The sequence below is a fragment of the Psychrobacter sp. NPDC078631 genome, assembly GCF_050268165.1.
In the GTDB taxonomy this organism is placed as follows: domain Bacteria; phylum Pseudomonadota; class Gammaproteobacteria; order Pseudomonadales; family Moraxellaceae; genus Psychrobacter.
Map to the genome: position 1 here is coordinate 601,676 of NZ_JBNNGG010000001.1, position 18,013 is coordinate 619,688.

General features: G+C 41.9%; 14 protein-coding genes. 7 read left to right on the top strand and 7 right to left on the bottom strand.

What is annotated here, in order from left to right; translation table 11 throughout:
• Positions 1-54 precede the first annotated feature (54 nt).
• The 3 genes from ACQKCP_RS02410 to ACQKCP_RS02420 all read left to right on the top strand — a co-directional run bounded on the left by ACQKCP_RS02410 (position 55) and on the right by ACQKCP_RS02420 (position 3,104).
• On the top strand, positions 55-1,299 hold the full coding sequence (locus tag ACQKCP_RS02410) for a phosphotransferase family protein (protein WP_427611130.1): 1,245 nt from the start codon (positions 55-57) through the stop codon (positions 1,297-1,299).
• 48 nt (positions 1,300-1,347) lie between these two features.
• A complete protein-coding gene (locus tag ACQKCP_RS02415) occupies positions 1,348-2,112 on the top strand; it encodes a histidine phosphatase family protein (protein ID WP_427611131.1) in 765 nt (254 codons plus the stop codon).
• Positions 2,113-2,234: 122 nt separating this feature from the next.
• On the top strand, positions 2,235-3,104 hold the full coding sequence (locus ACQKCP_RS02420; RefSeq protein ID WP_427611132.1) for an SDR family oxidoreductase: 870 nt from the start codon (positions 2,235-2,237) through the stop codon (positions 3,102-3,104).
• Positions 3,105-3,195: 91 nt separating this feature from the next.
• On the opposite strand, the gene ACQKCP_RS02425 is transcribed toward ACQKCP_RS02420, so the two are convergent.
• The 5 genes from ACQKCP_RS02425 to ACQKCP_RS02445 all read right to left on the bottom strand — a co-directional run bounded on the left by ACQKCP_RS02425 (position 3,196) and on the right by ACQKCP_RS02445 (position 10,058).
• On the bottom strand, positions 3,196-4,896 hold the full coding sequence (locus ACQKCP_RS02425) for an AMP-binding protein (protein ID WP_347162248.1): 1,701 nt from the start codon (positions 4,894-4,896) through the stop codon (positions 3,196-3,198).
• Positions 4,897-5,538: 642 nt separating this feature from the next.
• Positions 5,539-7,236, bottom strand: a complete 1,698-nt coding sequence (locus ACQKCP_RS02430) for an AMP-binding protein (protein ID WP_427611133.1) — start codon at positions 7,234-7,236, stop codon at positions 5,539-5,541.
• A gap of 460 nt (positions 7,237-7,696) precedes the next feature.
• Entirely contained in the window at positions 7,697-8,473 is a 777-nt protein-coding gene (locus ACQKCP_RS02435) for an ABC transporter permease (protein ID WP_427611134.1), read from the bottom strand.
• Positions 8,474-8,620: 147 nt separating this feature from the next.
• A complete protein-coding gene (locus ACQKCP_RS02440; protein WP_427611135.1) occupies positions 8,621-9,457 on the bottom strand; it encodes an ABC transporter ATP-binding protein in 837 nt (278 codons plus the stop codon).
• A gap of 7 nt (positions 9,458-9,464) precedes the next feature.
• Positions 9,465-10,058, bottom strand: a complete 594-nt coding sequence (locus tag ACQKCP_RS02445; RefSeq protein ID WP_427611136.1) for a thioesterase family protein — start codon at positions 10,056-10,058, stop codon at positions 9,465-9,467.
• A gap of 205 nt (positions 10,059-10,263) precedes the next feature.
• On the opposite strand from ACQKCP_RS02445, the gene xthA reads away from it, so the two are divergent.
• The 3 genes from xthA (at position 10,264) to ACQKCP_RS02460 (ending at position 13,278) form a co-directional block, all read left to right on the top strand.
• Positions 10,264-11,088: an exodeoxyribonuclease III gene (gene xthA, locus ACQKCP_RS02450; RefSeq protein WP_427611137.1), complete on the top strand. Its 825-nt coding sequence runs from the start codon at positions 10,264-10,266 to the stop codon at positions 11,086-11,088.
• Between the two features lie 191 nt (positions 11,089-11,279).
• A complete protein-coding gene (gene argJ, locus ACQKCP_RS02455) occupies positions 11,280-12,503 on the top strand; it encodes a bifunctional glutamate N-acetyltransferase/amino-acid acetyltransferase ArgJ (protein WP_427611138.1) in 1,224 nt (407 codons plus the stop codon).
• Positions 12,504-12,879: 376 nt separating this feature from the next.
• Positions 12,880-13,278 carry a DUF4377 domain-containing protein gene (locus ACQKCP_RS02460; protein WP_427611139.1) on the top strand — a complete coding sequence of 133 codons (399 nt, stop codon included), beginning with the start codon at positions 12,880-12,882 and terminating at the stop codon, positions 13,276-13,278.
• A 127-nt stretch (positions 13,279-13,405) separates the two neighbouring features.
• On the opposite strand, the gene ACQKCP_RS02465 is transcribed toward ACQKCP_RS02460, so the two are convergent.
• The gene (locus tag ACQKCP_RS02465) at positions 13,406-14,839 is read right to left on the bottom strand and encodes an L-serine ammonia-lyase (protein ID WP_427611140.1); all 1,434 of its coding nucleotides are present in this window, start codon (positions 14,837-14,839) and stop codon (positions 13,406-13,408) included.
• Positions 14,840-15,437: 598 nt separating this feature from the next.
• Here ACQKCP_RS02465 and ACQKCP_RS02470 point away from each other — a divergent pair.
• Positions 15,438-16,862, top strand: coding sequence for a solute carrier family 23 protein (locus ACQKCP_RS02470; protein WP_347162262.1), 1,425 nt, complete (start codon positions 15,438-15,440; stop codon positions 16,860-16,862).
• A 151-nt stretch (positions 16,863-17,013) separates the two neighbouring features.
• Here ACQKCP_RS02470 and ACQKCP_RS02475 read toward each other — a convergent pair whose 3' ends face one another.
• Positions 17,014-17,946, bottom strand: coding sequence for a DMT family transporter (locus ACQKCP_RS02475; RefSeq protein ID WP_347162264.1), 933 nt, complete (start codon positions 17,944-17,946; stop codon positions 17,014-17,016).
• Between the last annotated feature and the right edge of the window lie 67 nt (positions 17,947-18,013).

Here is an 18,013-nt window from a genome sequence, read left to right on the forward strand (position 1 = left end):
ACTAGCTCGCATATCTGTTATAAAAATAAATGACCACATGATAAGGAATGTCTCATGGCAACTGATAGTAAAGTACTAGACAAAGGCGGTGCCGTACGTGAGGGTGAAGAGCTTGATGCCAAGGCAGTAAGCGCATGGCTTCGCGGTCAAGGTGTCGACGTGGTAGGCGAGCCTACGGTCACTCAGTTCTCAGGCGGCGCATCAAACTGGACATATCGACTACAGTATGAGGGTGAAGATAAAAACCAAGACCTCATATTACGTCGTCCACCAAAAGGTACCAAAGCAAAATCCGCTCATGACATGGTGCGTGAGTACACTGTTCAAAAAGCATTAAAAGATGCTTATCCTTATGTACCTGAGATGATTGCGCTATGTACGGATGAAGCTATTATCGGCGCTGACTTTTATGTGATGGAGCGGATGGAAGGTATTATCCCTCGTGCAGAATTACCAGAAGGCATCGATCTAAATCCTGAGCAAACGCGTCTGCTTTGTACCAATGTATTAGACGCTTTGGTAGAGTTACACCAGATAGACTATACCGAGCATCCTGATTTGGTCAACTTGGGCCGCGGTGAAGGTTACTGTGAACGCCAGATCAGTGGTTGGGACAAACGGTATGTTAAAGCAAAGACGCCAAACGTACCGAGCTTTGCACTGGTCAGACAATGGCTTGCTAAGCACACGCCTGCTGATAGCAAAACTTGTATCATTCATAATGATTGGCGCTTTGACAATGTCATACTTGATGCGGATGAACCGACCAAAGTTATTGGCGTGCTCGACTGGGAGATGGCAACCCTTGGCGATCCATTGATGGACTTGGGTAGTGCGTTGGCTTACTGGATTGAAGAAGATGATAATATCATCATGCAACAGTTCCGTCGCCAGCCAACACATTTAGAAGGCATGATGACGCGCGATGAAGTGGTTGAATATTACCTAAAACAGTCAGGTTTAGAGATAGATAATTGGACCTTTTATGAAGTGTTCGGATTGTTCCGCCTCTCAGGGATTATTCAACAGATCTACTATCGTTATTATCATAAGCAAACCACCAATCCAGCGTTCAAAAACGCTTGGCTCGTTATACATGTCATGCATGCTAAATGTTTGAAACTAATTGCGCAATATGAAGGCGAAGCCTTATTCAATGCGCATGTACAACCGCATTTAGAAGACATCGGCGTAGATGCTGCTGCTATCGAGCAGTTACCAAGCCCTGTTCAAAAAGTGGTCAAAAGTATTTTACCAAAAGGTTATTTTGCAAAAGCACCTGACTCTCCTGAAGCGTAAGCATTCAGCAAACTGTACTTTAGCAAATAAGATAAAAGGTAATAATTTATGACAACCATACTTTTAGCACGTCATGGCCAAGCGTCTTTTGGACAAGAAAACTATGATCAACTCTCAGAGCTAGGTACTGTCCAAGCACAAATGCTAGGTCAGCACTATGCAGCTACGCAGCGCCGTATTGATGCCATATTTACTGGTAGGTTGGTTCGGCAGCAAGACTCAGCACGTCATTTTTGGGAGCGTTACCAGTCATCTGTACATGCCAGTAATAGCAATGGCACAGCTGTTGCGCCCGCAATCAACTTTGATCAGCCTGATAGTTATATTCTGCCGCAATTTGATGAATTTAATCATAAAGACGTGTTTGTTAAGTCAGCAGAGGCATCTGGCAATCGATCTGACATCTCAGCTGAAATCGCCAAAGCAGAATCGCCAGCGACACGACTGGCTGAGCTATTTGATCAAGCGATGCAGCGCTGGCATGCTGGTGATAATGATCAAGACTATCTTGAAAGTTGGCCCCAGTTTAATAATCGTGCACAGCAAGCCCTTGAACAAGTATGTACAAAAGCAGCAAGCATGAGCTTAGATCAGGACAGCACCGTGCTCGTATTCACTTCAGGTGGTGTCATCGCTGCAATCACTGCCCAGTTATTGCGACAAGGCAGTCAGACCGCTTATCAGCTGAATAAAAGCTTGGTCAATACGGGGGTGACCTCTATTACTTTAAAGAATCAAAGCTCTCGCTTGCTGTCTTTGAATGAATATAGTCATTTATTCTCTGAGGGTAAACCGTTTGTGACATGGCGATAAATTTACACATGATTTGCGAATGATATAGTGTCATATCTGCTTAAAGTATGAGCCTTATCGACGTTTATACTAAAAAGTTACCGATTTGATTCTGTGCAATATCGATATACAAAGGACGGTACATGCAAAATAAATTAATAAAATTGGTTGCTAAAAGTGCGCGCCATAGCAAAAACCAGATAGTAGGCGCGGTTCGACCTGCAAGCTATCTAAAAGACTTGAGTCAGCAGCAAGTAGGCACAGGTAAAACGGTGCTTATCACAGGTGCCAGTTCAGGTCTAGGCGAGGGCATGGCCAGACTGTTTGCTAGCCTTGGCTACAACTTGGCCATATGTGCGCGTCGCACTGATCGTTTAGAGCATCTAAAATCGGAGATGATGCAGAAGTATCCTGATATCCGAGTCGAATACCAAGCACTAGATGTGAGTGATTACGATACGGTCTTTCAAGTATTTGATGCTTTTGCAGATGACTTCGGTAGCATTGAGCGAGTAGTGGTCAATGCAGGTATTGGTGATAGCCGCCGCATTGGTAAAGGGCATTTTGAGACTAATCGTCGCACTGCTGATGTTAATTTTGTCGCCGCATTGGCACAGTGTGAAGCCGCCATGAATATCTTCCGTGCTCAGAATAGCGGGCATTTGGTCGTGATATCGAGCATGTCAGCAATGCGTGGATTGCCTAGACACTTGACAACCTATGGTGCAAGTAAAGCTGGTTTGGCTCACTTAGCAGAAGGTATTCGTGCTGATATGCTTTTGACCAATTTACCTATTAAAGTTTCTACAATTTACCCAGGTTATATTCGCACTGAAATCAACGAAGGCTCTAAGCCATTACCATTTGAAGTCAATGCAGATACTGGTACTAAAGCTATTGTCGCAGCTATCGAAGCGGGTGTGGATGAAGCCTGTGTGCCGAGCCTACCTTGGTCCATGGTCAGTCACGCGATGAAGCACTTGCCATTACAGGTAATGAATAAACTAAGCTAAGCAAATTGGTTTTCCTAAGGTAGAAAAGAAGAAGCCCACTATTATTGTAGTGGGCTTCTTCTTTTATTTACTCTAAATAGCAGGACAAGTATTACAACGTTTGAGGATTATTTGACATATGCTGTTCACGCAGTTTTTGACGTAGTACTTTACCAACGTTACTCTTTGGTAACTCACTGACAAACTCAATATGACGGGGACATTTATAACCAGTCAAATTGTCCAGCGCAAATTCTTTGATGACTTCTTTAGTGACGTTGTTATCGGCGGGTACGATATAAATTTTAACCGCTTCACCTTGATGGTCATCAGGAATACCAATTACTGCGCAATCGACGATACCATCACAGTCGAGCATAACGGATTCGATTTCGTTAGGGAATACATTGAATCCAGAAACCAAGATCATGTCTTTCTTACGATCTAGTAGGGTGATATAGCCTTTTTCGTCCATACTGATAATATCACCCGTACGGAAGTAACCGTCACTTGTGAAATCATTGGTATTGTCTTTATTAAAGTAACCAGACGTAATATTAGGGCCTTTAATACACATTTCGCCTGCTTGATTTAGGCCCACACGTTTGCCACTGTCATCTACTACAATGATATCGACACTAGGAACAGGTATACCAATAGTACCGTTGAATTTACGATCAGTAATCACGTTAGCAGTACCTGCCGCAACACCTTCCGTCATACCCCAACCTTCAACCATAGGGCAGCCAGTTACTTCCAACCAACGTGCTGCGGTTTGCTCAGTTGCCGCCATACCACCAGCCTGAGTGATACGTAATGAACTAAAATCTAAGTTTTTAAAGTTTGGCTGGTCAAGTAACCCTTTGAATAGAGTGTTTACAGCAGGGAAGATATGGAACGGTTGTTTTGATAACGTTTTAATAAACCCTGGCATATCGCGCGGATTAGGTACTAGGATAAAGGTATAACCTGAACGCATACCAAGTAGACTCAGCATGAAGGCAAAAATATGATATAGCGGTAAGGCCATAACCATATTGATATATACTTCATTGATACCTGAGGTCACAGGACGATACCATGCCTCTGATTGCATAGCAGCAGCGACGACATTACGTTGTGTTAGGACAGCACCTTTAGATAGTCCAGTCGTACCACCTGTATACTGCAAAATAGCTTTCTGTTGTAGGGTGGTTTTTGGTGCTTGAATCGGTAGATTCTTACCTTTCTTTAGAACTTCAGGGAACTTAGTAACGTCATACTTAGGATCGTTTAGGTTGTACTTTGGAACCAAGCGTTTGACCTGACGGATGACCGTATTGACCAAAATACCTTTTAGACCCATCATATCGCCCATTTTTGACAGCACGATACGTTTGATATTGGTCTCTTCAATGACTTGCTCTAAGGCTTGAGCAAAGTTGTCAACGACAAAGATAACCTGAGCACCTGAGTCATTCAATTGGTGACGCAACTCGCGACCCGTATATAGTGGGTTTACTGGAGTGCAAACATAACCTGCACGTAGAATACCAATCATAGTTGGTAGATATTGGGGAACGTTTGGCATCATAAGAGCCACTACGCTGCCTTTAGGTAAACCTTGAGCCTGTAACCATGCTGCTACTGCCAGTGAAGCGTTATCAACATCACCATAAGTATGCGTCACACCCATACAGATAGTCATCGGATGCATACGAAAGCGGTTAAAACACTCTTCATATAACTCTATAAGGCTTTCATACTGATCCGGATTAATCGTCTTAGGTACGTTTTCCGGGTATTGAGAAAGCCAAGGTTTATCTACAGTCATGATTAGCGTCCTTAAATATTAAAATAAATTAAGGCTCTATAAAAAAGTAGTCACATCCATGTCAACAATTTATATTGCTGTTCCGTTAGCAAGAAATTGTCGAGTGTTATCCTATATATTCACATACTGCTAAAATACGAGGCCCTTATAAAGTTTGATTCAACCACAGAGCATAAATATCTCATCAGGTTAAAAAACTAATTAATGTTTTGATAATGAAAATAGCTACTAGTAATACTGCTAATCAATCGATATGAGTCATAATTATATAAGATTAAAATAACAGAAAGTATAGTGACACATTTTGGCAATACATTAACATAACTACAACCGTGCCTGTTATGCTTATACAAGAACTTGATAGTTTACAGTTAAATTTGATAAATGAAAAAATATATGTTGAATAACTATAAAATGCCTAGACAAGTAATTTACTTTCTTATCAAGTAATTAACATGAAATTTATTCAAAAAATGTCATATAACTCAATATAAAGGTAGATTTGTAGTAATGGTAATAGAGAAATTTTATAATTGAATGACATAAAATGAATATACAAAAAGAGCATCTTACATTAAATGTAAAATGCTCTTTAGTGAAAATAAAATCAAATTTTTAAAAAATTAAAACTTTGATGTTCGTTTATCTTTGTGGATGGTCTGCATTGTGTTTTTCACGCAATTTTTGACGAAGTACTTTACCGACATTACTCTTTGGTAAGTCGCTCACAAACTCAATGTGACGTGGACACTTATAACCCGTTAGATTGTCTAACGCAAAATCTGTAATCACTTCTTTGGTAACATTATTGTCTTCAGGTACTACGTATATTTTGACCGCTTCACCTTGATGACTATCAGGAATGCCAATTACCGCGCAGTCAAGAATACCATCACAGTCAAGCATCACAGATTCGATTTCGTTCGGGAATACGTTAAATCCTGAAACCAAGATCATGTCTTTCTTACGATCTAGCAGTTTAATATAACCCTTGTCGTCCATGCTGACGATATCACCAGTACGGAAATAACCATCACTAGTAAAATCAGCACTACTGTCTCTATTGAGATATCCAGAGGTTACGTTAGGGCCTTTAATACATAGCTCGCCCCCTTCGTTTAAACCTACATGCTTGCCATCTTCATCGATAATAATGACATCGACACCAGGGGCTGGTACACCGATAGTACCATTAAACTCACGATTGGTAATAACGTTGGCGGTACCGACGGCAACGCCTTCTGTCATACCCCAACCTTCGATCATCGCGCAGCCAGTCACTTCTAACCAGCGCTTCGCAGTTTGCTCAGTAGCCGCCATACCACCAGCTTGTGAGATACGCAAAGAGCTAAAGTCCAAATTTTTGAAATTAGGATTATCGAGCAGCCCCTTAAAGAGAGTATTGACCGCAGGGAAAATATGGAACGGTTGTTTTGACAAGGTTTTAACAAATCCAGGAATATCACGTGGATTAGGTACTAGTATAAAGGTATAGCCTGAGCGCATACCAAGTAAACTCAGCATGAATGCAAAAATATGATACAGCGGCAGCGCCATCACCATATTGATATACACTTCGTTAATTTCTGATGTGATAGGGCGAGTCCATGCTTCTGATTGCATCGCTGCTGCTACGATATTACGCTGCGACAAAATAGCGCCTTTCGAAAGTCCTGTAGTGCCGCCTGTATATTGTAAAAATGCTTTTTGATCCAAAGACATTTTTGGTTGCTGAAAAGGTAGGTTTTTACCTTTTTTCAATACTTCAGGGAATTTAGTGACATGGTACTTAGGATCATTAAGATTGTACTTGGGTACTAAGCGTTTGACCTGACGAATAATCGTATTGACCAAAATACCTTTCAAGCCCATCATATCGCCCATTTTCGACAAGATGACACGTTTGATAGCCGTTTCTTCAATGACTTGCTCAAGCGCTTGGGCAAAGTTATCAACCACAAAAATTGCTTGAGCACCAGAATCGTTAAGCTGATGGCGCAATTCTCGGCCAGTATATAGTGGGTTGACAGGGGTGCATACATAGCCTGCACGCAGTATGCCAATCATAGTTGGTAGATACTGTGGAACGTTTGGCATCATCAAAGCGACGACACTACCTTTTGGCAAACCTTGGTTCTGTAGCCAAGCAGCGACTGCCATTGAAGCGTTATCAATATCACCATAAGTATGAGTCACTCCCATACAGATGCTCATTGGATGTCCACGGAAGCGATCGAAGCATTCTTCGTACAGCTCCATGATGCTGCTATATCTATCGGGATTAATGGTTTTTGGCACACCGGCTGGATATTGAGAAAGCCAAGGTTTGTTCGATATCATAGTTAGCATCCTTGCGATTTGATATAGGCTAAAGTATTTTAAAAAGGTAATTGTCAATCTATCAGTAGTACAGAACACCATTTAAATAAGTGATATATCCCACATTCAATAGCGTCCTTGTCTATTGATTAATAGCTGGTTTTTTGCTGCTGTCACAGCATTTTATTTAACGAATATTTAGATGAAGCATTAAATAAAACAAATAAATAAAAAATTCAATTTTAAAAATAATGTTCGTTCTAAAACTATTTATCTGCTACTTACAAATAAAGTATCAAAAAAACGATACATTTGAGCAATACATTAGCATGAATTTAGTCTAAAACAATAACAGTAAGCGATACTGATCAGTACATATATTAACTTATAAGAATATATTGAATTTGTTATCTCATAAATGAAGGATTAGATAATTAATGTTGGTGAGTTGATAAAACACAAAGGAATGTAGATGCCAAAATTATTGCGGTAAAATGAATTGATCTTTTTTATTAAAGAAACGTCGATAGATAAGCAAGGCACTGATGGTGCAGCCAAGCGTGCTGCTGACACATATCAGGAACATAGTGACTATTTGATAGCGTACGGCTTGAGTGGGATCGGCGCCCGCTAGGATTTGACCCGTCATCATGCCTGGTAAGCTAACAATACCGACGACTAGCATAGAGTTCAAAGTCGGAGTCATACCATTAGTGATAGCTGCTTTTATCTGCTCATGGACGGCTTCAAATGGCTTAGCAGATAGACTGAGCATCATCTCTATACGCCCAGATTGCTCATGAAAGGATTCAATCAATTGATTGCTCGTCAACGAAATGGCAGTCAGAGAGTTACCTAATATCAGACCCAATATGGGAATAATGAATTGCGGTGTATACCAAGGCTCAACATTCAAAATCGCTATAATGGCAATCGCCGTTACTAGTATTGCTGAGATACTGACTGCCAATAATGTATCTGTTAATAACCCTTTATAGCTGCGTTTAACACGATTTTTGGCGGCACTTCCTGCAATTAAAGTCATGACCGTTAAGATAAGTAGCACTTCATACCATTGTTCACGTGCAAAAATCCACGCCAGTATCAGCCCAATAAAGCTCAGCTGTATGATCGTACGAAATGCCGCTATTAAAAGCGTCTTGCTTAGCTTTAAACGTAAGCGCCAAGAGATGAGTAATACAATGACAATTAGGCTGCTAGCAAGAGCGATATCACCATAAGTGAGAAAAATTTGCATATCATTCGTACCACTCGTATGAGCTTATTTAGGAAGTAATTATGGTAATAATACAAGGTGAGGGCTAAGGTTATTAACGTGCTAAATTGTCTGAGCAACTAAGCGACGACTTAATTATTTAATTAAATATTCTTGAATAAAAGTTCTTCAAGAGTCTGTGGTGAGTACACCTGCTTGCATATGCCAGTGTCTATTTGCCAAAGGCATGATATCTTTTGTATCGTGAGTTACCCATAGGAGTGTGCGCTGCGCATCTGCGTGCAACCAGTTGATAAGTAAGTTGACGAGCTGTGCTGAAGTGTCAATGTCCAAAGCGGCAGTTGGCTCGTCTAGTAATAGAACTTTTGGACTAAGCTGCAATAGACGTAATGTATTGACCAGTTGGCGCTCGCCACCAGATAAGTGCTTGGCGTCCTTTTGCAAAAAGTCTGCACTTCTATCTAAGTGTTCAAGCTGAGCAACATGCCAGTCTCTATCAAAAGTCTGCGATTGATGAGCATGCAATTGATAAGGCATTTGTAAATTTTCAAGGACACTGCCGTCTAGCAACTGTGGATGCTGAGCGAGTAGGGCGACCTGCTTGCGCCACCGCATAGGTGCAGTCTCATGAATATCGTGATAAACATTATTCGACGTGTCATCGTGCAAACGAACAGTGCCGCTGCTCATTGGCAATAATCCTGCCAATACTCGCAATAGTACTGATTTACCGCTACCAGACGCTCCTGTCAAAACAGTGACCTGCCCTGATAATAGCGTACCGCTCGCACCGCTTATTAGCGTTCGATCATGAGTTGATGGCTCTTTATCCAGTGAGGTGTTTGCGGTTAGCTTGCTTGTCCATTTTTGATAAATGCTAGACGGTATCGAGATTTTATTCGAGGCTTCTTTACTATCTTTAATGCTTTGAGCATTTATCGTCCGTTGGCTATGTGCACATAGGTTATCAAATTCAAGCAACACTCTACCCGTATCTATGCTCATAGCAGTTCTACTGCTGACCATTTACTTGCTCAGAGATAGCCTGTTCGATCGTAACGCGCAGTTTTTTTGGCACACGAATAGGACGCATTGGTGGGGTTGTCGCTGCAGCTGCAGTATCTGGTTTATCGCTGCCTATTTCATCATTACTCATTGGCTCTGGTTTGACAAGGTTTTGTACGCAGGCAATGACGATTTTGGTACTGCTTAGTAGCTGGCTATCATTTGTTTCAGTAGTACTATGATTCGGTAGATTGCGATATATACTTTGATAAAATATGATACTGGCAGGTTTTAGCTCCACTTTATCAATACGTACGCTAATTACCTCATCTAATAGAATGGCTCTTTTGTATTGCAAGTCTGCCTGACTCACGACAAAATGCTGTACTTCACCACTGTCAGTCTGCAAAAAATAGCCATTTAAGCCCAGCTCAGTAAACCAGTCGCGTCGGCAGTTTTCAAAAAACACCAAGTGATTGGCGTGATAGACTATACCGCCAGCATCAGTATGGTTAATATAGACGTTATAATCTTTAGCAAATAATGGTTTGGTGTCATCATTCATGGCTGATGTCGTATTTTTTTGCTTAATTGTTGTCATAGTGATGCTCGATATTTTTAATAAGTATTGTTGAATAAAAGTGTTTCAGATAGACCAATAATAGATAGTGCTTATAATAGAGTTACTCTAGCTCAAGATTTCAGGCCATGCAACCGCTAGAACCGCTTACATTTGTTATCATAGTCGTTTATATTTCACCTATTTATAGAGCGCTATATTCTAACCAATCAGTATAGGACAGTTTATGACCCGTTTTGTCAGTTTTAATATCAATGGTATCCGTGCACGTCAGCATCAGCTCGAGGCGGTGCGCGAGGTAATCGATCCTGATGTCATGGGCCTACAAGAAACCAAGGTTCATGATGATCAATTTCCGCTTAGCGATATCGAAGGGCTGGGCTACCACGTCGAGTATTTTGGGCAAAAAGGGCATTACGGCGTTGCACTATTATCTAAAGCTGCACCTGTACTTGTACAAAAAGGCTTCCCTGGCGAAGATGAAGAAGCCCAAAAGCGCTTTATGCATGCACGTTATGAGTTTGAAGGTCGTGAAGTGGATGTGCTCAATGGTTACTTTCCGCAAGGAGAAAGCCAAGATCACCCGACTAAATTTCCAATGAAGCGCGCTTATTACGCCAATTTGATGGCTTATATTGATACGCTAAAAGCGGAAGGTCGTTCGATTATCGTCATGGGTGATATGAATATTGCACCAGAAGATATCGATATTGGTATTGGTGAAGTTAATGCTAAGCGTTGGCTGAAAAATAGAAAAACCTCATTTCTGCCAGAAGAGCGTGAATGGTATTCAGCATTGATGTCACGTGAGCTGACAGATACTTACCGTCTGCATTATCCAGAGAGCACCGAGTTATACAGCTGGTTTGATTATCGCAGTCGCGGCTTCAATGATGAACCTAAGCGCGGGTTACGTATTGATCATATCCTATGTACCTCAGACTTAATCGATAAATGTATTGATGCTGGTATCAGTTATGAGCTACGTGCTATGGAGAAACCATCTGATCATGCACCGATTTGGTCGGCATTTGACCTAAAGAAACCGTAATACTTATATACCGTGATACCTATATATAGTCAACCTCATGTCAATTAGATACGATGATTAGCTTGTTCAGTCTGCTTATTGTAGTGCTGTAGCTAGTTCTTCTTGTATCTGAACTGTCTTGAACTGACGATAGTATTTATCACTTTGTACTCCGTAAATAACGATAAAAATTGAAAAATAAGGATTTTATTATGGCTGTTGGAAATGTATCAGTACCTGACGTTATCTATTCTATCGATGGTATCAAACTCAGTGCCACAGCGGCAGGCGTTCGCTACAAAGACCGCGATGATTTAGTAGTCATCGAAATATCTGACAAAGCTACTACTGCGGTTGTGACCACTAAAAATACCTTTTGCGCCGCGCCAGTGCGAGTATTGCGTGAGCACTTTGCTAAGGTTAGTCCGCGCTATTTAGTCACTAATACTGGTAACGCCAATGCAGGTACGGGCGCTGATGGCAAGCGCCGCGCTATTGATATCTGTACAGCATTGGCTGACAAGGCCGGTGTAGATACCAATACAATATTGCCATTCTCTACCGGCGTGATTGGTGAGCCATTAAATAGTGATGCGGTCATTGCAGGTCTGGATAATGCATTAGCTAACCTAGCGCCTGATAGCTGGCTAGCTGCTGCCAATGGCATTCGCACAACAGATACCATTCCTAAATTGGCCAGCCAAAAAATTGATGTAGCAGGTACTAGCTATCATATCACTGGTATGTCTAAGGGCTCAGGAATGATACGCCCAAATATGGCGACTATGCTGGGCTATGTGGCGACAGATGCTAATATCGCTGCTGACTTATTGCAAGAGATGCTAAGCGCTATCAATGAGCAGTCTTTCAACCGCATTACTGTCGATGGCGATACCTCAACCAATGATTGTTGTGTGTTAATCGCAACAGGTGCTGCTAGCTCAGAGGTGATTGATAGTCCAGAGCATCCACATTATCAGCCTGTATTCGATGCATTAGCTGATGTGTTTGTCCGTCTGGCACAATTGATCGTACGTGATGGCGAAGGCGCTACCAAATTTATGACGGTCAAGGTGACTGGCGGTCAGACCACGCAAGAATGCTGCGATGTGGCTTATGCAGTCGCACATTCACCCTTGGTAAAAACGGCATTTTTTGCTAGTGATGCTAACTGGGGACGCATATTAGCAGCAGTGGGCTATGCTGGTATCGAAGACCTAGACACAGAGCAAGTCGATGTGCATCTAGATGAGGTAATGATTTGCCAAAATGGCGGTGTTGCACCTGACTATACAGAGGAGGCGGGCAAAACAGTCATGAGTCGACCTGAGATTACTATCCATATCGATCTTGCACGTGGCGATGCTAGTGATACCGTATATACCTGCGATTTATCATACGATTATGTCAAAATAAACGCTGATTATCGTAGCTAGTCATTCTTAACAAAACAGAATTTGCATAGTTATATAAGAGCCAGAACAAATATTGTTCTGGTTTTTTTATGTCAATCATCTCCTCAGTAGCAAATAACTCTGCTATTCAATACGCTTCATTAACATCAGTTGCAAAAGCTGACGTTACTTTACAAAGCAGTCATAGAGGGTAAGACGACTAGCGACCTATACTGGTTTCAGTAAAAAGCAAACAACCTTATTAGCTTGTAACAAAATTAGCTTGTAGCAAAGCAAGATAAGGTGTTCAAAATAATAAGTTTATCTAAGTAGCAGTGAATTATTAGCTAAATCAATAAATAAGTCAGTAACTAAGCTATCAATAAAGAATTAATAACAATTATCTGAGGATTGTATAATGAAGAAATTAGCACTTGCAGCATTGATGACAACTTTTGCCCTTTCTGGCTGCTCTACGATGGGTATGGACAATGAGCGCACGATGGTTGTTGAAGGACAACCTATGAATGTAAAAGTAGTTAATATTCCAAGTTTTGAAGTGGAAATTGCACCGCGTAAAGCAGTATGTGACCTGACTGCTACTGATGGCAGCATGGTCGAATCACAGTGCTTGCAGTATCGTCAGACCTATCAGAAAAATTACACTACGCTAAATGGTAATATTCAAGGCTTTACCTATGAGCCGAACTATCGTTATGTCCTAGATGTACGCCAAGAAGCAATAACAGCAGAAGGCTCAAATGTAGTGCAGCCAGTTTGGATTCTAAACGAAGTAGTATCAAAAACTGCTGAATAATATTGATAGCAATATATAAACGATAAACCAGTCATAAAAGCAGTTATGCATGACAAAAAGGCCTCTAATTCGTTAGAGGCCTTTTTGTTGTTTCTATTATCAGTAAATTGTTTCTCGAGAAGTCAAATTAGCATTGACTGTAGTTGACACTAACGCCGCGCGTTGCTGTAGGAATTCTATTATCAGCATAAACTGCCAGGCCGCCTCGTGCTGTTTCTTTATATTTATCAGACATATCAGCTCCTGTTTGCTTCATCGTCTCTATCGCTTTATCCAAAGAGACGAAGTGCTGACCATTACCTCTACAGGCTAGACGTGCTGCATTGATTGCCTTGACTGCGCCCATCGCATTACGCTCGATACAAGGCACTTGTACCAGTCCGCCAATAGGATCACAGGTAAGACCTAGATTGTGCTCAATGCCAATCTCTGCTGCATTTAGGCATTTGGCTGGCGTGCCATTCATGATTTCTGCCAGTGCAGAGCCTGCCATTGCACATGCAGAACCAACCTCACCTTGGCAACCAACTTCAGCACCAGAGATTGAAGCATTTTGCTTGATAAGGCTACCGATAGCAGTAGCATTTAGCAAAAACTTACGAACCCCATCTTGGCTGTAGTTGGGCAAAAAGTCACGATAATAATGCAGTACGGCAGGAATGATACCTGCTGCGCCATTGGTTGGCGCTGTGACTACTTTGCCGCCATTTGCGTTTTCTTCGTTAACGGCGAGCGCGTACAAATCGACCCAGTCCATAGCGGCTAACTTATCGGTCTTGGTGATAGGTTTGTCTTTTTCAGCGCACAGCTGTGTATGCAAATCTTGGGCACGGCGCTTTACATCTAATCCGCCCGGCAAGATGCCGCCATTTTCACAGCCTTGTTTGACGCAGTCTTGCATCACTTCCCAAATGCTATCTAGATAAGCAAATACTTCTTCTTTGGCATGAAAGTGACATTCGTTTGCCAGTACCAATTCACTGATACTCAAGTCATGCTCACGACATTGCTCTAGTAGCTCTGCTGCGTTATTGAACGGGTAGGGAACTCTATCGATGGTCGGGCTAGCATGATCTTCGTCTGGGTTAGTTGCATCCTCTTCATTAATGACAAAACCGCCACCGACTGAATAATAAGTCTGCTGATAGCGAACACCTTCAGTTGAGATGGCGCGTAGCGTCAATGCATTAGGGTGATAGGGTAGCACGGTATCGTCATACCAGTAGATATCTTGCTCCGTATTAAAAGCAATCGTATGCGTGCCTGATACATTGAGAATTTTGTCAGAGAAGATAGGAGATAGGTAGCTACTGGTCATGCGTGTGTCTATCGTGCTAGGCGTATGTCCAAGCAGTCCTAATAAAATAGCGGTGTCTGTTGCATGGCCTTTTCCAGTCGCCGCCAAAGAACCATACAGTTCAATCTCAATGGTCTTAACCGCAGTCAGTTCCATCTGCTCAGTTAGCGAGGTCAAAAATAAATTTGCAGCGACCATCGGTCCGACGGTATGCGAACTGGATGGGCCGATGCCGATTTTAAATAAATCAAAAACACTGATCATAATAAGTCACCAAAAATTTTAAGCGCTTTAGCCTATTTTATCTATGACATTGGGCGCTTTTGTGAAAAATATAATAGACAGCCATCGCTCCTAGTCACCATTGATAGGTGGGCGCGAGACACTATTTATGAAGGTTATAAGGTAAATGAGCACTGAGGGCAGTTGAATAATAACTTTTATTTATTTTGAAACTCCGTTATCATGCTCGCAGTCAACAACTATGTAACATCCTGTAAGTTGGTTATCATCGTAAAATAAGACGGATTAAAAAAAGACTAATTTTTTCAGTCAGACGCATTCTTATTCATACATCTAGCAAGATATGGCTATCATACCAAATAATACTTTTGGTTTGTCATATTACAACATAAATGAATGAATTGGGATGACATATTATAGATAGAAAGACTTAACGTTCTGCTATTTATACAAGCCCTTAGAAATATGTCAATTTACTAATATCTCCATCTGATTCTTATTTTATCAGTTATTCAAGGGCGTATTGAACATTCATAAATAGTCTCTGTCAGTGCCATGGTCGAATATTCAACACGCCCCAGCCTATTACTTTAGCTTAGCTCACATAGGACAAGCGCGCATGCCATCTCAAAAAGACCCTTCATCAGCGTCAGACAATAGCGCTCAAGATCTATCGACTCAAAATGCCTTGGAGTCTGCAGGCATTGATTCAGCCGCTATCAATTATCCGCATAATCCAGATTTTGAAAATGGCCGTTGGTTCCCGACATGGCGTCCTTATAAGGGCGACTTGGATCGTGATCCAGTCGGTATCAACGACTATTTACCTCCGTCAAAAAGCGTATTGCTCGGTATACAGCATACGTTTGCGATGTTTGGTGCAACCGTGCTTGCACCTTTATTGATGGGGTTTGATCCTAACCTAGCTATCTTGATGTCTGGTATCTGTACGGTAATGTTCTTTATGATTACCGGTGGGCGCATGCCGAGCTACTTGGGATCAAGCTTTGCTTTTATTGGTCCAGTCATCGCGGTGACCGCTTATGCAGGCGCAGGATTCAATGACAATCTAAATGTTGCGCTAGGCGGTATTATGGCCTGCGGTATCATTTATGCATTGATTGGTCTGCTAGTGATGAAGACAGGTACAGGTTGGATTGAGCGCTTGATGCCGCCTATCGTGACGGGTGCGATTGTCATGATTATCGGTCTTAACTTGGCGCCAGTGACCATTCAGGGCGTGTCTGCCAATCAGTTTGATGCTTGGATGGCTACCTTGACCGTACTGCTCATTAGTGGTGTGGCAGTATTTACTCGCGGTATGTTGCGTCGTCTGTTGCTACTCGTCGGTCTGGTTCTGTCGTACGTTGCTTACTTTGTCATGACCAATATTCTAGGCTTTGGTACAGCGATTGATTTTAGTACAGTAGCTGCCGCTTCATGGTTTGGACTACCAAGCATTCATACGCCGCGCTTTGAGATGAGCGCTATTATCCTAATTGCACCTGTGGCTTTTATTTTGGTGGCTGAAAACCTAGGGCACTTTAAGGCAGTAGAGGGCATGACCAAGGCTCGTGTGACGCCTTATATGGGCCGAGCATTTTTGGCGGACGGTTTGGCCACGACTTTTTCAGCAGGATTTGGTGGTACAGGTGTTACTACTTACGCTGAAAATATCGGTGTTATGGCGGTTACCAAAGTGTATAGCACGACGATATTTGTCGTAGCAGGGTTGGTTGCTATCATATTGGGACTGTCACCAAAGTTTGGTGCTATCATTCAGACCATCCCAGCGGCTCTATTGGGCGGTGCTTCTATTGTTGTCTTCGGTCTTATCACGGTTGCTGGGATAAAAATATGGATCGATAGCCATATTGATTTTAGTAAAAACAGCAACCTAATCATCGCGGCAGTGACGGTCATTATGGGTACTGGTAACTTTAGCTTGCACTTAGGCGGCTTTGATTTAGGCGGTATCGGTACGGCTACTTTAGCCGCTATCGTGTTAAATGCTTTGTTTAACCAAAGCTCTGAAACTAAATAAGTAAGGCTGATGAGATTGAAGTTTGAGTCTGTCAAATAAAGATGGTCAAAGAATATCTCATCTAACAAAAAGCGCCCATGCTATCGATAGTATGGGCGCTTTTTTGTATGGCAGTGTTGAGCAACAGTAGTAGCGAACAACAGTATCGGAACTATTTATAATCGCGCTTATAAAATCTTGAAAAAAATCGATAGCGGCGAAGGGCGCGTGGTTTTGGTTTCAACGAGCCTAAGTAAATAGCAAACATCGTTAGTAATGCGCCACTCCACTGCAAAGTATTAATCGGCTTGTCCAGCCAGCTATAGTCAATGACAAGGGCTGCAATAGGCTCAGTCAACAATAGCAGCCCAGTCAGTGCCAACGAAAGCTTAGGAATAGAGTAGGCAATCAATCCCCATGCCAAGCATTGCATTACCGTACCATAGATAAGTACCCAACCAATCTCAGACCATGTATTGGGTAGGATATTACCTGTGTCAAATACAAACATCGGTATAATCATGGCTAAGACGCCACCGATACTGATTAGCTGCATTAGCATAAATATAGGCGTCGGTTCAGTATCGTGCGTTTTGCGGATAAAGGTCATTGATGCCGCCAGCATGGCACCCGATACAATACCAGTGACAAAACCCCAAGTCGCAGCGGTGTTGTGTGCAAATTCAGGGCTACCTATCATTGCCACGCCTATCATGGCTAAAAACAAACTAATAAGCTGCACGATAGACTGACGCTCATTAAAATACATAAAACCAATAGCAGCCAAGAAAAATATTTGCAAGCTATTCAGCAGCGTCGAAATACCAGGCCCAACCGCATAAATACTCTCATGCCACAGCGCCAAATCCAATCCTAAAAACGCCCCTGATAGTAGCGCATAAAAAATGGCGCGTCTTGATTTGGGCATACGTTGGCCCATTATCTTAGCCAATACCGCAAACACAATACCAGAAACAGCTAATCGCCAAAACGACATGGCCCAACCACCAATATCGACGTGAGCGACAATTAAGCTGCCCAATCCAAAAATGATACAACCAATGACTAAGCCAATAGGTGCAGATCGCGTTGAAGCAATAGCCATAATTTGTCCTTATAACAGTATTTGAATAACAGCATTCTTATTATCATTGCATCATGTCAGAACTTAT

Excerpts from the sequence above, each read along its gene's own strand:
- ACQKCP_RS02410 (WP_427611130.1), top strand. The coding sequence starts at position 55 with ATGGCAACTGATAGTAAAGTACTAGACAAAGGCGGTGCCGTACGTGAG.
- ACQKCP_RS02415 (WP_427611131.1), top strand. The coding sequence starts at position 1,348 with ATGACAACCATACTTTTAGCACGTCATGGCCAAGCGTCTTTTGGACAA.
- ACQKCP_RS02420 (WP_427611132.1), top strand. The coding sequence starts at position 2,235 with ATGCAAAATAAATTAATAAAATTGGTTGCTAAAAGTGCGCGCCATAGC.
- ACQKCP_RS02425 (WP_347162248.1), bottom strand. The coding sequence starts at position 4,896 with ATGACTGTAGATAAACCTTGGCTTTCTCAATACCCGGAAAACGTACCT.
- ACQKCP_RS02430 (WP_427611133.1), bottom strand. The coding sequence starts at position 7,236 with ATGATATCGAACAAACCTTGGCTTTCTCAATATCCAGCCGGTGTGCCA.
- ACQKCP_RS02435 (WP_427611134.1), bottom strand. The coding sequence starts at position 8,473 with ATGCAAATTTTTCTCACTTATGGTGATATCGCTCTTGCTAGCAGCCTA.
- ACQKCP_RS02440 (WP_427611135.1), bottom strand. The coding sequence starts at position 9,457 with ATGAGCATAGATACGGGTAGAGTGTTGCTTGAATTTGATAACCTATGT.
- ACQKCP_RS02445 (WP_427611136.1), bottom strand. The coding sequence starts at position 10,058 with ATGACAACAATTAAGCAAAAAAATACGACATCAGCCATGAATGATGAC.
- xthA (WP_427611137.1), top strand. The coding sequence starts at position 10,264 with ATGACCCGTTTTGTCAGTTTTAATATCAATGGTATCCGTGCACGTCAG.
- argJ (WP_427611138.1), top strand. The coding sequence starts at position 11,280 with ATGGCTGTTGGAAATGTATCAGTACCTGACGTTATCTATTCTATCGAT.
- ACQKCP_RS02460 (WP_427611139.1), top strand. The coding sequence starts at position 12,880 with ATGAAGAAATTAGCACTTGCAGCATTGATGACAACTTTTGCCCTTTCT.
- ACQKCP_RS02465 (WP_427611140.1), bottom strand. The coding sequence starts at position 14,839 with ATGATCAGTGTTTTTGATTTATTTAAAATCGGCATCGGCCCATCCAGT.
- ACQKCP_RS02470 (WP_347162262.1), top strand. The coding sequence starts at position 15,438 with ATGCCATCTCAAAAAGACCCTTCATCAGCGTCAGACAATAGCGCTCAA.
- ACQKCP_RS02475 (WP_347162264.1), bottom strand. The coding sequence starts at position 17,946 with ATGGCTATTGCTTCAACGCGATCTGCACCTATTGGCTTAGTCATTGGT.